Origin of the sequence: Pseudonocardia halophobica (assembly GCF_027922425.1) — a bacterium.
In the GTDB taxonomy this organism is placed as follows: Bacteria; Actinomycetota; Actinomycetes; order Mycobacteriales; family Pseudonocardiaceae; genus Pseudonocardia; species Pseudonocardia halophobica.
Genome location: NZ_BSFQ01000054.1, coordinates 24,016 through 36,985, shown reverse-complemented (window position 1 = coordinate 36,985; position 12,970 = coordinate 24,016). Strand labels below are relative to the sequence as shown.

Genomic DNA, 12,970 nt, shown 5'->3' with positions numbered 1-12,970 from the left:
TGTACGAGATCAACAGTTGAGGTGCCGGGAAGGCCCCAGGCGTCAGTCTCAGAGACGGGTTCGCACGCACCAAGCACGAACGAGCACAGCCGACCCCGTCCAGATTCTCATCCCTCGAGGCGGCCCGGGGTAGGGCCATGACATCTCAGAGGGCCATGGCGTCGGTCCAGAGGCGGGCGGAGCGTCCGGTGAGGACGTCGAGCAGCGCGCCGGCCTGCGCGTCCGTGAGGGAGGCGACGTAGTCGATCACCGCCCGGCCGCGGGCGAGGTCGCCGACCTGCGCCGCCCTCACCACGCCCTCCTCCGCGAGCGCGGAGAACTCGCCGCGGGCCAGCTCGACGAGGTCGTGCAGCCGCGGCGGGAGGCCGGGCGCAGCGCTGACGGCCCCGCCCGCCCGGCCGTCGGCGAGCCAGTCGTGCAGCGCCCCGACCAGCCCCGTGACGACGGTGGCCTGGCCGCGCTGGTGCGAGGCCAGGTCCGCGCGGCGCAGCACGAACTGCTGGTGCACGAACTTCAGCACCGCCACCTCGTGCCACTGCGCCTCGCCGAGCGCCACGTGCGCCGCGCGGACCGGCGGCTCCTCCAGCACCCGGATGCCGCCGACGAGCCGGGAGGTCCAGCGCGCCGAGAACTCGGCGACCGCCCGTTCGGCGGCCATCGAGCCGTCGAAGGGCACGGCGAGCAGGCCGTCGACCAGTTCCGCCCGGACCCGGGACACGGCGGCGGCGAAGGCGTCGTCGGAGTAGACCCAGTCGTCGCGCTCGGCGAGCCTGCGGCGCAGGCGCTCCAGCGCGGCACCGGGCCCCGCGGTCGGGCCCGGCTCGGCCGACCGCTCCCACCCGCGCAGCTCGGAGGCCACCCCGGCCTGCTGGAGCACGCCGACCCGGTGGAAGTCCTCGACGTCGTGGATGGCGTAGGCGATGTCGTCGGCCGTGTCCATCACCGCGGCCTCGACCGTCTGCTGCCACGGCGTCACCGGGAACGGTGCCCGCGCGGTCCGCAGCTCGCCGAGCTCGGTCACGTAGGCGGAGAACTTGGCCGAGCCGGAGTCGGGCACGCCGGGCAGCGGGCCGCCGCCGCGGGGCGGCAGCTCCGCCTCGCTCGGGTGCGGGTCCGGGTACCCGCGGCGCGCCCACGGGTACTTGAGGACGGCGGCGCGCACCGCCGCCGTCAGGCCGAGGCCGGTGCGCCCGGGTCCGTGCAGGTCGATCGTGGTGATGATCCGGAAGCTCTGCGCGTTGCCCTCGAAACCGTCGGCGAGGCCGAGCCGCTCTCGGGCGAGCCGGTCGAGCACCTGCTCGCCGAGGTGCCCGAAGGGCGGATGGCCGAGGTCGTGGGCCAGCGCGGCGGCCTCGACGACGTCCGGGTCGCACCCGCCGAGCTTCTCGACGACCGGCCCGGACTCCTCGCCGAGCCGCTCGGCGATCGCTCGGGCGACCTGCGCGACCTGCAACGAGTGCGTGAGCCGGTTGTGCAGCAGCAGTCCGGCCCCGTTCGGGCTCACCACCTGCGTGACGCCGGCGAGGCGGGCGAAGAAGGGCGATGCCGCGATCCGGTCGCGGTCCACGCGGAAGGGCGAGCCCGCCAGCCCGGCCCCCGTCTCCGCCGCACCGGACGCGCGCTCCTCCCGGCCCTCGTTCATGCACGGCAGGCTATCCGCGCGCCCTCGCGGCCGCCGGGACCGCCTCCGGGGCGTGGGCGCGGGCTGCCGGGCGCACGAGCCACAGCACCAGCAGCCCGCCGAGCACCCCGGCCGCGCCGGCGACCAGGTAGCCCGCGTGCAGCCCGGCGGCGACGGCCTCGCGGACCTCGTCGACCCGCGGCGCCTGCCCCGCGACGACGGCCTCGACCAGCCCCGGGGCGGAGACGTGCCCCTCGACGTCGGCGAGGTCCTCGGGGTGTCGGACCGGACGGTCGCGCGGCGCTGGGCCCGGATGCGGGAGGCGGACCGGGTGCGGCTCGTCGGCGCCGTCGGCGGGGCGGGCCTCGGCGGCGCGCAGTGGATCATCCGGATGCGCTGCCGGCCGGGCAGCGCCGAGGAGGTGGCGCAGGCGCTCGCCCGCCGCGAGGACACCCGCTGGGTGCAGCTGCTGTCCGGGGGCACCGAGATCAGCGCCAGCGTGCAGGCGTGGTCGGCCGAGGAGCGCGACGAGCTGATCCTGCAGCGGCTGCAGCGCACCGCCCAGATCCAGACCGTGACCGCGCACAGCATCCTGCACGTCTTCGGCGGCGGGCCGGACATCTTCCACGCGGTCGACGTGCTCACCTCGGACGAGCTCGCCGCCCTGCGGCCGGTGTTCCGGGCCGAGCCCGCCGCCGGGATCACGGATGCGGACCGGCCGTTGCTGCGGGTGCTCAACCGGGACGGGCGCGCGCCCTACGCGGAGCTGGCCGCGGCCACCGGCTGGTCGGAGTCGACCGTCGCGCGCCGGATCGAGGCGCTGCGGGCCGCCGGCCTGCTGTTCTTCGACTTCGACGTCGACGACCGGCTGCTCGGCTTCCACGCGCACACCCGGATGTGGCTCACCGTGCCGCCCGCGCACCTGCTCGAGGCGGGCCGGGCGATCGCGGCGCACCCGGAGGTCGCGTTCTGCGCGGCGACCACCGGCCGGGCCAACCTCACGGTGTCCGTGGTCTGCCGGGACGAGGCCGACCTCTTCCGCTACCTGACCGAGCGGATCGGGGCGCTGCCGAACATCGGCGACGTCGAGACCGGCCCGATCATGCGGACCGCAAGCGGGCGGGGGCCTACCCGTGAGTGGCGATGGTCGCCAGAGCGACCATCGCCACTCACGAGGCCTCAGAGCCGGTGCAGCCGCACGGGAATGCCGCCGACGGGGACGGGCAGCGAGGTGTTGTCCCAGCGCAGCGTGTAGCCGGGCTCGATCTCCCAGCGGTGGGTCCGCAGCATCTCGTGCAGGATCGCGGTGACCTCGTAGGTGCCGAAGTGCAGGCCGATGCACTTGTGCACGCCGCCGCCGAACGGGACCCACGCGTCGCGGTCCGACCGGTCCTCGCGACGCGCCTCGGAGAAGCGGTCCGGGTCGAAGGTCTCCGGTTCGGTCCAGCACTCGGGGTCGTAGTGGTTGACCCCCTGCGCGACGACGACCCGGGTTCCCTTCGGCACGTGGTAGCCGGCGACCGCGGTGTCCTTGACCGCCGTGCGCATCACGACCGGGACCGGGGCGTCCATCCGGAGCGCCTCCTTGATCACGAGGTCGAGCGTGGTCAGCGACTTCAGCGCGGCCACGTCCGGGGGCGTGTCGCCCAGCGCGAGCGACTCGGCACGGGCCTTCTCCTGCCACTCCGGGTTGCGGGCCAGGTGGTAGGCGGCCGACGCGGTGGCGATGGTCGACGTGTCGTGCGCTGCCATCATCAGGAAGATCATGTGGTTGACGACGTCGTCGTCCGAGAACCGCTCGCCCTCCGGCGTCACGGCGTGGCAGAGGGCGGTGAACAGGTCGTCGCCCGTCCCCGCGCGCTTGGCCGGCAGCGCGTCGCGGAACCACTTCTCGAGCACGGCCCGGCCGCGCAGGCCCTTCTGCCACCGGGAGCCCGGGATCGGGTGGCGCACGAAGGAGTTGGCCGCGCGGACGCAGTCGACGAACGCCCGGTTGATCTCGTCGGCCTCCGGCCCGCTGCGGGCGTCCATGAACACCCGGGTGGCGATGTCGAGCGTCATGCTCTTGAGCGTGGGGTAGAGCCGCAGCGCGCCCTCCCAGCCCGGCACGACCTCGCGGATCACCGGCACGGCCTCGTCGACGTAGGACTTGATGCGGTCGGCGGTGAACGCCTCCTGCATGATCCGCCGGTGGGCGCGGTGCTCGTCGAAGTCCATGAGCATGAGCCCGCGGTGGAAGAACCGGTCGACCAGGACCCGCCAGCCCTCCTGGGAGAAGGCCTTGTCCCGGTTGGTCAGCACCTCGCGGGTCGCCGCGGCCCCGCCGACGACGATCGCGCGGCCGTTCGGGGTGCGCATCCACCAGACCGGGCCGTAGTGGGCGCTGCGGCGGCGGTTCATGTCGGTGCCGAACCGGACGTAGGCCAACGCGTGCCCGAGCAGCGGCAGGCCGTCGTCGCCGGGCACCGGGCGCAGGCCCTCCGGCGCGGCGGAGAACGGGGTGCCGACGCCGCCGCCGGAGCGCTCGAGCAGGGCACGGTCGACCTGCTCGGGCAGGGGCAGGGTGAGCACGGAGGAGAACCGCTCGCGGGCGCGGCGGGGGAGCGACCCCAGTCCCGCACCGACCTGCTGCACCTGCTCGATCACCGTCACGTGATTCTCCCTCGACCTCGACCTCGACCTCGGCTACGGCGCCGACGTTAGACATTGTGACGAGATGTGTCCACAGGATTGACGAATCAGGCGTGGACGTCCACGATGGCGCGATGGAACCGAGGTCGATGGCCCAGCGGGCGCGCGCCGGACTGCGCGACGACGCGCTCGACGTCGCCGAGGAGCTCGTCGTCGACCGGGGGTTCCGGGCCTTCTCGATGCGCGACCTGGCCACGCGGGTCGGGGTGAGCCGGCAGACCCTCTACAACGAGTTCGGCGACCGCCGCGGCGTGGCGTCGGCGCTGGTCCTGCGCTCGACCGAGCGGTTCCTCGACGAGATCGAGCAGGCCCTGGCCGGGGAGGCCGACCTGCACGCGGCGTGGGTGGCGGCGGTGCGCGGGGCGTTGGCGCGGGCCGAGGACAACCCGCTGCTCAAGACGCTGTTGACCGGTGAGGAGGGCACGCCGGAGCTGTTCGGCACGGACAGCGAGCCGATCGTGGTGGCCGCGCGCGAACGGGCCGCGGGCTACCTACGCCGCCGCTGGCCCGAGCTCGCCCCCGACGCCGTCGGGCTGGCCGCCGAGACCGCCGCCCGGCTCACGGTGAGCCACATCGTGCTCCCGCTCGCCCCGGCCGACGTCGTCGCCGAGCAGGTGGCCACCGTCGTCACCCGCGTCTGTGAGTGGCGATAGTCGCTATGGCGACTATCGCCACTCACGGGGTCAGCGGGTCAGGCGGGGGAGCAGAGCGCTCGCGATGGTGATCATCACCGCGGCCGCGAGGACGAGCACGCCGAAGCAGAGGCCCAGCCGCGCCGGTGTCCCGATCAGCAGCCCGCGGAGCGCCTCCACCTCGTAGGACAGCGGGTTGACGTGGTTGACCCACTGCAGCCACGTCGGCATCAGCTCCACGGGGTAGAGCGCGTTCGAGGCGAAGAACAGCGGCATCGTGATCGCCTGCCCGATGCCCATCAGTCGGTCCCGGGACAGCACCAGCCCCGCGATCGTGATCGACAGGCAGCAGAAGAAGGCCGAGCCGAGCATCAGCGCCACGACCACGCCCAGCAGCTTCAGCGGGTTCGCGGTCAGTGCCACGCCGAGGACCAGGGCCAGCAGCAGCACGACCACGGCCTGCGCCACCGCCCGCACCCCGGCCGCGAACGCCTTGGCCGCGACGAGGGCGACCCGCGGCGTCGGCGTGACCAGCAGCTTGGCCAGCACCCCGGCGTCGCGTTCCCAGATGATCTGGATGCCGTAGAAGATCGCGATGAACAGCGCGGACTGGGCGAGGATGCCCGGCGCGAGGAAGTCCAGGTAGGGGATGTTCCCGGTCGGGATCGCGTGGATGTTGGTGAAGACCTGGCCGAAGACGAGCAGCCACAGGGCCGGCTGCACGGCGCGGGTGACCAGCTCGGTCCGGTCGTGGCGGAGCTTCTGCAGCTCCACCAGGCACATCGTGGCGACGCGCGAGACCGCGGTCCGGACGAGCGCGACGGGACCCGGTTCGGCGTCAGCCCAGGCGGCCGGCGGTGCGGCGAGCGGCGCGGACATCGCGGATCCCTCCCTTGTCCTCCGTCAGGGTGTCGCCGGTGTGGTGGCGGAAGACGTCGTCGAGCGTGGCTGCGCCGCCGTCCCGCCCTTCCCCGATCGCGCCCTTGAGCTCGGCGGGGGTGCCGAGCGCCCGGATGCGGCCGCGATGCATCAGCGCGATCCGCTCGCAGTGCTCGTCGGCCTCCTGCATGGCGTGCGTGGTGACCAGCACCGTCATCCCGGTCTCGGCGCGGGTGCGCGCGATCCGCTCCCACACGCCGTCGCGCGCGACGGGGTCCAGGCCGACCGTCGGCTCGTCGAGCACCAGGAGCTGCGGTGCGCTGACCAGGGCCTGCGCCAGCTCGAGCCGACGCACCATGCCGCCGGAGTAGGTCTTGACGGGCCGGTCCGCGGCCTCGACCAGGTCCATCGCCTCGAGCACGCCCTCGACCTGGTCCTTCCGCGCGCGGCGCGGGACGTCGTACAGCCGGGCGAACAGCATGACGTTCTCCCGGCCGGTGAGCGTGCCGTCCGCGGACAGCTGCTGCGGGACGTACCCGATCAGCCGCCGGACCTGGGTCTTCTGCCGCGCGACGTCGCGACCGAGCACGGTGACCGTGCCGGGCGGGGCGGGCAGCAGGGTGGTGATCGAGCGGATCGTGGTGGTCTTGCCGGCGCCGTTGGGGCCGAGCAGGCCGAAGACCTCGCCGCGGTGGACCTCGAGGTCGAGGCCGTCGACCGCGACGGTGTCGCCGAAGGCCTGGCGCAGCCCGGTGCAACGGACGGCGGGCGGATCGGAGCGGGTCGCCGGGCCGGTCACGGTGCCTCCCGGTCGGACGGGCCCTCGAGCGTCGCGAGGAGGAGCTCCAGGGCCGGCAGTGCGGCGGTGATCGCGGCCCGGTCGCCGGCGTCGAGCCGGGCGAGGGCGTCGTCGAGCAGCTCGCGGCGGGCGGCGCGGCGCAGCGCCAGGCGCTCGACGGCCGCGGGCGTGAGGAAGAGCCGGACGGCGCGGCGGTCGGCGGGGTCGGGCTCGCGGCGGAGCAGCCCGTCATCGACCAGCTGGTTGACGAGCGTGCTCACCGAGTTGCCGGCGAGGTGGAGAGCGCGCGCGGCGGCGGCCACCCCGATCCCGGGCTCGGCGTCGACCTGCTGCAGCAGCTCCGCCTGGGCCCCGCGCAGCGGCGGCTGCCCGAACCGGGCGCGCAGGCGCCGGCGGAGCACGCGCCGCATCCCGACGACGACGCGCAGGACGTCGTCGGAGGTGGTGGTGGGTGCGGTCACACCACCGACGATAGCTCGCACTCAGAGCTGTTAGCAACGCTCACGATCACGCCGAATTGCACGAACGGCGCTCTCGCTCATGCCTGGTGAGCGAGAACGCCGTTCGCTCACCGGGTGGCGGGGGTGGCCGCGAGTTCGGCGGCGATCTCCTGCACCCTCGCGCGCAGTGCCCCGGCGGCGTCCGCGACCGGGACGTCGAAGGGGCCCGTCGCGACCGCGACGAGCCGGGCGCCGTGGCCCGTGCCCTCGACCAGCTCCCAGTGCACGGTCCCGCCGGCGAGGACGGCCGGCTTCAACAGCGGTTGCGCGGCGTCGGCCGGGGCGGTGAGCTGCCGTTCGACCCGGACCGTGTCGCCGTCGACCACGGGCTCGTCGAGGGCGAACTCCCGCACGTACCCCTCGTGCCGCGCCGTCATGTCGACCGTCGGTGCCGGGTCCTGCCCGGCGAGCACCTGGGAGAGGCCCTCGATGCAGGCGGACCAGCCCGTCGCGAAGCTGGCGGCGCCGTGGCGGTCGGTGAAGGCGTGGTGCAGGACCAGCAGCGACCCGCCGTCGGCCGGGTGGACCTCCCAGCGCAGGTGGTCCGCGTCGCCCCAGCTGAAGGCGAACAGGCGCGGCGGGTCCAGGTCGGTGACGACGCCGCCTGTGGCGCCGTCGTCGAACACGATCTCGCCGCCCTGCCGGAGGTCGAGCCGCACGGTCGACGGGAACCACTGCGCGAGGTGTTCCGGGGTGGTCAGGGCGCGCCACACCTTCTCCGGCGGGTGGGGGAGCGGCCGCTCCAGGCGGAGCACGGTGCGGCCGTCGCGCAGGGTGAGGCTGTCGGGGGTCACGGGCCCTCCTCGTCGGGCATGCGGTCGAGCTCTCGTTCGAGGGCGTCGAACCGGCGGTTCCAGAAGCGGCGGTAGGGGGCGAGCCAGGCGTCGAGCTCGGCGAGCGGCTCGGCCCGCAGCGCGTACCGGCGCCGTTGCGCGTCCGGTTGCACCTCGACCAGCCCGGCCTCGCGCAGCACCCGCAGGTGCTTGGACGTGCCCGGCTGGCTCAGGCCCAGCTCGGCGCCGATCTCGCCGACCAGGCGCGGGCGCTCCCGCAGCAGGTCGAGGATCCGGCGCCGCGTGGGTTCGGCGAGAACGGCGAACGGCAGCACCACGTCAATGTACCGCGACGGTTATATAACTAGCAAGGCATGTACGAGCGTGATCGGACGAGACCTGACACGCTCACCTCCATGAGCGAGCAGCAATGGTTCTTCTGCCTCAAGCACCACACCGTGGAAGGTCCGGAGGGCTGCCGGGCTGCCGACCGCCTCGGCCCGTACCCGGACAAGGAGACGGCCGCCCGGGCGCTCGAGATCGCCCGCGAGCGGACCGAGCAGGCCGACCGCGAGGACGAGGAATGGCGCGAACGGGGTTCCACGCGCTGATCACCGGCTAGGCTTCCCGTTCGGTGATGCAGGCGCATGAACGGAGGACGCCGATGGACAGCAAGGTCGCTGTCGTGACCGGGGGCAGCCGGGGCATGGGGCGCGAGATCTGCCGGGATCTCGCGCGCCGTGGCCACCGGGTGGTCGTGGCCAGCCGGAAGGCGGAGGCCTGCGAGGCCCTCGCCGCCGAGCTCCGCGACGAGTTCGAGGTGCAGGCCCTCGGGGTCGCCTGTCACGTCGGACGCTGGGCGGACTGCGACGCCCTGATGGACCACGTGCTCGACGAGTTCGGCCGGATCGACGTCCTGGTGAACAACGCCGGCATGTCGCCGCTGTACCCGTCCCTCGGCGAGGTGGGCGAGGACCTGTTCGACAAGGTGATCGGCGTGAACCTCAAGGGTCCGTTCCGGCTCGCGGTGCGTGCGGGCGAGGCGATGCAGAAGGGCGAGGGCGGGCAGATCGTCAACGTCAGCAGCATCGCCGCCGTCCAGCCGGCGCCCGGCGAGCTCCCCTACGCCACCGCGAAGGCCGGGCTCAACGCGATGACCCTCGGCCTGGCCCGCGCCTTCGGCCCGACGGTGCGGGTCAACGGCGTGATGCCCGGCATGTTCCGCACGGACATCAGCAAGGCGTGGGACGAGGAGATGTTCGCCAAGGGGGAGACGGCCGCGCTCGGCCGGATCGGCGAGGCGGACGAGATCGTCGGGGCCGTGCGCTACCTCACCAGCCCCGACTCCAGCTTCACCACCGGGGCGATCCTCAAGGTCGACGGCGGCATGGCCTGGGCCCCGGCATGACCGACACCGACACCAGGACGGACGGCCGGGGCGACACGCGCTCCCGGCTGCTCGACGCCGCCGAGGCGCTCTTCGCCGAGCGGGGCAGCGAGTCGGTGTCGCTGCGCGAGATCGGCCGGGCGGCCGGGGCGCGCAACGTCATCGCCGCGCAGTACTGGTTCACCGACCGCGACGGCCTGCTCAAGGCGCTGATCGACCGGCACCGCCCCGAGATCGAGGCGGCCCGGCACGCCCTGCTCGACGAGTACGAGGCCGCCCTCGCCGCGGGCACCGCCGGCGACGCCGACGCCCGGATCGCCGCGCTCGCCGGCGCCCTGGTCCGGCCGAGCGCCGTCAAGCTCGACCAGGGCGCGAGCGGCGCCGGCTACCTGCGCACCGTCGCCGACCTGCTCACCCGGCCCGAGCCGCAGACCGAACCGCTGGGCTACGACGTCGAGGGCGGCAGCATCCTGCGCTGGCGGGCGCTGCTGGAACCGCTGCTCGACCCCGACGCCGTGGTGCTGCACCGGCGCTTCCACGTGATCCGGTTCGTCGACGTCGAGCTGGCCCAGCGCGCCCGCGCCCCCGGCCGCCGCGACCACCGGTTGTTCGTGAGCCAGCTCGTCGACTCCGCCGCCGGGCTGCTCAGCGCCCGGACCTCCGAGGAGACCCGGCGGCTGCGGGCCGAGCGGAACGAGCGATGAGCGCCGTCGACACCGTCGACCTCGACGCGCTGGCCGCCTGGCTGCGCACCCAGGGCGTCGAGGGGCGGATCGGGGAGGTCACGCCGCTGGCCGGCGGGACCCAGAACGTCGTGCTGCGGATCGAGCTCGACGGCCGGCCCGTCGTGCTGCGCCGCCCGCCCGAGCACCCGCGGCCGACGAGCGACCGCACCATCGCGCGGGAGATCACCGTGCTGCGCGGCCTCGCGGGTACCGACGTCCCGCACCCACGGCTGATCGCCGGCTGCGAGGACACCTCGGTGCTCGGCGTCGTCTTCTACCTGATGGAGCTGATCGACGGCGTCAACCCCGGCGAGGAGGTCACGCCCGAGCAGCGGGCGGACGCCGAGCTGCGGCACGGTCAGGGTCTGGCCATGGCCCGCGCGCTATCCAGGCTCGGGGCGCTCGACCCCACCGCCCAGGGGCTCGACGTGCTGCGCAAGCCCGGCAGCTTCCTGGAGAAGCAGGTGCCGCAGTGGCTGCGCCACCTCGAGGGTTACCGCGAGTTCCCGGACTGGGAGCCGGGCGGGCTACCGGACGTCGAGCTGGTCGCGCGGTGGCTGGAGGAGCAGCGCCCGCCCGACGCCCCGCCGGGCGTGATGCACGGCGACTTCCACCTCAACAACGTGCTGCTCGCCCGCACCGAGCCCGAGGTCGCGGCGATCGTCGACTGGGAGATGTGCACGGTCGGGGACCCGCTGCTGGACCTGGGCTGGCTGATGGTGACCTGGCCGCAGGAGCCGACGGCGATGGACGTCGGCGGCCCGCTCGCGCAACTCGGCGGGCTGCCGACGCGCAAGGAGCTGGTCGCGGCCTACGCCGACGCCGGGGGCCGGGAGCCGGTGCACGTCGACTGGTACACCGCGCTCGCCGGGTTCAAGCTCGGGATCGTCCTCGAGGGGACGTGGGCCCGGGCCAGCGCGGGCAAGGCGCCGCAGGAGATCGGGCAGCGCCTGCACGACCACGCCGTCGGCCTCCTCACTCTCGCCGGCCGGGTCGCGCGGGGGGAGTGGTCGGTCCTCGACTGAGCCACCCTCGAATCGCGTTATGGAACCATAATGCGAATTCGACGCCGGTGAGAGCGCGTTATGGAACCATAATGCGAGTTTCGACGGCCTGAAAGCGCATTATGGTTCCATAACGCGTCAGGTGGCCGTGCGGTGGACGCCGGCGAGGTGCACGTAGGCGGCGGCGTTGAGGGCGATGCCCTTGCGCTCGTCCTCGCCCGTCTCCTTGCGCACCTTGCCCGGCACGCCCGCGACCAGCGAGTTCGGCGGGATCTCCACGCCCTGGGTGATCACCGCGCCCGCGGCGACGATCGTGCCGGAGCCGATCCGCGCGCCGTTGAGCACCACCGCGCCCATGCCGATCAGCACGTCGTCCGCGATCGTGCAGCCGTGCAGCACCGCCCGGTGTCCCACGCTGACCCCGGACCCGATCGCCACGGGGAACCCGGGGTCGGCGTGCACGACCGTGCCGTCCTGGATGTTGGAGCGGGCGCCGACCGTGATCGAGTCCATGTCACCGCGCAGCACGCACGTGTACCAGACGCTCGCCTCGGCCCCGAGCCGCACGCGCCCGGCCAGCACCGCGCCGGGCGCCACCCACGCCTGCGGGTCCACCGACGGCGTCGACCCCTCGATCGTGATCATCGAGCTCCTCTCAGACCTTCTCGAACGCGCGCAGGATCTCCGCGCTGAACAGCACGAACCGCGCCAGCTCGACCTGCGTGTCCGCCTCGCGCACGGTGGTGACGGCGATGCGGGCGGCGTCGGCGAGCGGCCAGCCGTAGATCCCGGCGGACACCGCCGGGAAGGCGACGGACCTCGCGCCGAGCTCGTCCGCCACCCGCAGCGACTCCCGGTACGCCGAGGCGAGCAGGTGCGAGCGGTCCTCCCGCTTCGCGTACACCGGCCCGACGGTGTGGATCACCCACCGCGCCGGCATGTTCCCGGCCGTGGTGGCCACCGCCCGGCCGGTCGGCAGCCCGTCCGGGTAGCGCGTGGCCCGCAGCTCCCGGCACTCGGCGAGGATCGCGGGGCCGCCGGCGCGGTGGATCGCGCCGTCGACGCCCCCGCCGCCGAGCAGACCCGAGTTCGCCGCGTTGACGACGGCGTCGACCTCCTGGGTCGTGATGTCGCCCTGGACCAGCTCGATCCGGGTCACGAGGCACCTCCCTGGTTCCGTAGCCCCTGGTTCCGCAGCTTCGCCAGCAGCGGGATCGCCGCGATCTTCTCGTCGGTGAGCGACTCCCACCGCACTTCCCCGGTCGGCCGCGTGCCCCGCGCCGGCCGGCAGTCGATCACCCGGTCCGGGGTGACGACGAGGTCCACCGGGACGTCGTGCGCCGCGGTCGGGACGACCCCGGCCGGGCGGACCTGCAGCTCGTGCACCGTGGTCACCACGACGGTCCGGTCGGAGATCAGCCCCGCGGCGCCGGCCAGCGCGAACTCCAGGTCGGCGAACCCGCCGCCCTTGCCCAGCCGGGCACCGTCCTCGCCGACCGCCACGCATCCCGTCACGACGAGGTCGACGGGGTCGAGGTCGTCGACGGCCACGCGGCGCGCCGAGCGGGTGGCGTTCTTGATCGACACCGCGCGCCGGGGCGGGTCGGCCAGGTGCTCCGGGTCCAGGAGGAAGAACGGGTCCTCCTCGGCGAGCTTCGGCACGGCCATGTAGAGCGTCTTGCCGTCCTCGAGGGCGCGCCGGCGGACCGGCAGCTGCGCGGAGTCCGGGTTGGACTTGACCGCCCGCGCCTTCTCCCACTCGGGCAACGAGCGCAGCAGCTCGGCGGCCTTCTCCGCCCCGGTGAAGTTGGAGATCCGGTTGCGGGCGCCGGGGAAGCGCGCGACCTTCGCCTCGGTCAACGCGGTCCAGACCTCCTCGCGCAGCGCCGCCTTGGCGTCGAGGAGGGCGCGGTCGCCGCCCGCGTCGTGATCGTGCCGCCGGGGCGTCCGTGCCATGGG

The 12,970-nt window shown here is 74.0% G+C and carries 16 protein-coding genes; 6 read left to right on the top strand and 10 right to left on the bottom strand.

Annotation, left to right across the window (positions count from 1 at the left end; genetic code table 11):
- Positions 1-145: 145 nt before the first annotated feature.
- Positions 146-1,642, bottom strand: coding sequence for a deoxyguanosinetriphosphate triphosphohydrolase family protein (locus PKE99_RS34560; RefSeq protein WP_037050239.1), 1,497 nt, complete (start codon positions 1,640-1,642; stop codon positions 146-148).
- Positions 1,643-1,694: 52 nt separating this feature from the next.
- On the opposite strand from PKE99_RS34560, the gene PKE99_RS34555 reads away from it, so the two are divergent.
- Positions 1,695-2,876 (top strand): Lrp/AsnC family transcriptional regulator, encoded by a 1,182-nt coding sequence (locus PKE99_RS34555; protein WP_063739832.1) that lies wholly within the window; start codon positions 1,695-1,697, stop codon positions 2,874-2,876.
- Here the strand turns inward: PKE99_RS34555 and PKE99_RS34550 are convergent.
- A complete protein-coding gene (locus tag PKE99_RS34550; protein ID WP_231498350.1) occupies positions 2,801-4,267 on the bottom strand; it encodes a cytochrome P450 in 1,467 nt (488 codons plus the stop codon). The two genes, PKE99_RS34555 and PKE99_RS34550, sit on opposite strands and share 76 nt — an antisense overlap.
- Before the next feature lie 119 nt (positions 4,268-4,386).
- On the opposite strand from PKE99_RS34550, the gene PKE99_RS34545 reads away from it, so the two are divergent.
- On the top strand, positions 4,387-4,965 hold the full coding sequence (locus tag PKE99_RS34545) for a TetR/AcrR family transcriptional regulator (RefSeq protein ID WP_051737937.1): 579 nt from the start codon (positions 4,387-4,389) through the stop codon (positions 4,963-4,965).
- Positions 4,966-4,995: 30 nt separating this feature from the next.
- On the opposite strand, the gene PKE99_RS34540 is transcribed toward PKE99_RS34545, so the two are convergent.
- The 5 genes from PKE99_RS34540 to PKE99_RS34520 all read right to left on the bottom strand — a co-directional run bounded on the left by PKE99_RS34540 (position 4,996) and on the right by PKE99_RS34520 (position 8,230).
- Positions 4,996-5,823 (bottom strand): ABC transporter permease, encoded by an 828-nt coding sequence (locus PKE99_RS34540; protein WP_037050241.1) that lies wholly within the window; start codon positions 5,821-5,823, stop codon positions 4,996-4,998.
- Positions 5,783-6,622 (bottom strand): ABC transporter ATP-binding protein, encoded by an 840-nt coding sequence (locus PKE99_RS34535; protein ID WP_037050244.1) that lies wholly within the window; start codon positions 6,620-6,622, stop codon positions 5,783-5,785. Before PKE99_RS34535 ends, PKE99_RS34540 begins: the two co-directional genes overlap by 41 nt.
- Entirely contained in the window at positions 6,619-7,083 is a 465-nt protein-coding gene (locus PKE99_RS34530; protein WP_037050247.1) for a MarR family winged helix-turn-helix transcriptional regulator, read from the bottom strand. The genes PKE99_RS34535 and PKE99_RS34530 overlap by 4 nt, the downstream gene beginning before the upstream one ends.
- 107 nt (positions 7,084-7,190) lie before the next feature.
- Positions 7,191-7,916, bottom strand: a complete 726-nt coding sequence (locus PKE99_RS34525) for an SRPBCC family protein (RefSeq protein ID WP_037050249.1) — start codon at positions 7,914-7,916, stop codon at positions 7,191-7,193.
- Positions 7,913-8,230, bottom strand: coding sequence for an ArsR/SmtB family transcription factor (locus tag PKE99_RS34520; protein ID WP_425566518.1), 318 nt, complete (start codon positions 8,228-8,230; stop codon positions 7,913-7,915). Before PKE99_RS34520 ends, PKE99_RS34525 begins: the two co-directional genes overlap by 4 nt.
- Before the next feature lie 81 nt (positions 8,231-8,311).
- Here PKE99_RS34520 and PKE99_RS34515 point away from each other — a divergent pair, with 81 nt between their 5' ends.
- From PKE99_RS34515 to PKE99_RS34500, 4 genes are read left to right on the top strand one after another with little or no spacing between them, the layout of a single operon-like run.
- Positions 8,312-8,506: a hypothetical protein gene (locus PKE99_RS34515; protein WP_037050254.1), complete on the top strand. Its 195-nt coding sequence runs from the start codon at positions 8,312-8,314 to the stop codon at positions 8,504-8,506.
- 53 nt (positions 8,507-8,559) lie between these two features.
- On the top strand, positions 8,560-9,303 hold the full coding sequence (locus PKE99_RS34510) for an SDR family NAD(P)-dependent oxidoreductase (protein WP_081924538.1): 744 nt from the start codon (positions 8,560-8,562) through the stop codon (positions 9,301-9,303).
- Positions 9,300-9,986, top strand: coding sequence for a TetR/AcrR family transcriptional regulator (locus tag PKE99_RS34505; protein ID WP_037050257.1), 687 nt, complete (start codon positions 9,300-9,302; stop codon positions 9,984-9,986). The genes PKE99_RS34510 and PKE99_RS34505 overlap by 4 nt, the downstream gene beginning before the upstream one ends.
- Positions 9,983-11,032, top strand: coding sequence for a phosphotransferase family protein (locus tag PKE99_RS34500; protein ID WP_037050259.1), 1,050 nt, complete (start codon positions 9,983-9,985; stop codon positions 11,030-11,032). Before PKE99_RS34505 ends, PKE99_RS34500 begins: the two co-directional genes overlap by 4 nt.
- Positions 11,033-11,149: 117 nt before the next feature.
- Here PKE99_RS34500 and PKE99_RS34495 read toward each other — a convergent pair whose 3' ends face one another.
- From PKE99_RS34495 to PKE99_RS34485, 3 genes are read right to left on the bottom strand one after another with little or no spacing between them, the layout of a single operon-like run.
- Complete coding sequence (locus tag PKE99_RS34495) at positions 11,150-11,656, bottom strand: gamma carbonic anhydrase family protein (RefSeq protein WP_037050263.1); 507 nt, start codon at positions 11,654-11,656, stop codon at positions 11,150-11,152.
- Positions 11,657-11,666: 10 nt separating this feature from the next.
- On the bottom strand, positions 11,667-12,170 hold the full coding sequence (locus PKE99_RS34490; RefSeq protein ID WP_037050264.1) for an O-acetyl-ADP-ribose deacetylase: 504 nt from the start codon (positions 12,168-12,170) through the stop codon (positions 11,667-11,669).
- Positions 12,167-12,967 (bottom strand): 5-formyltetrahydrofolate cyclo-ligase, encoded by an 801-nt coding sequence (locus PKE99_RS34485; protein ID WP_051737938.1) that lies wholly within the window; start codon positions 12,965-12,967, stop codon positions 12,167-12,169. Before PKE99_RS34485 ends, PKE99_RS34490 begins: the two co-directional genes overlap by 4 nt.
- Positions 12,968-12,970: the final 3 nt, after the last annotated feature.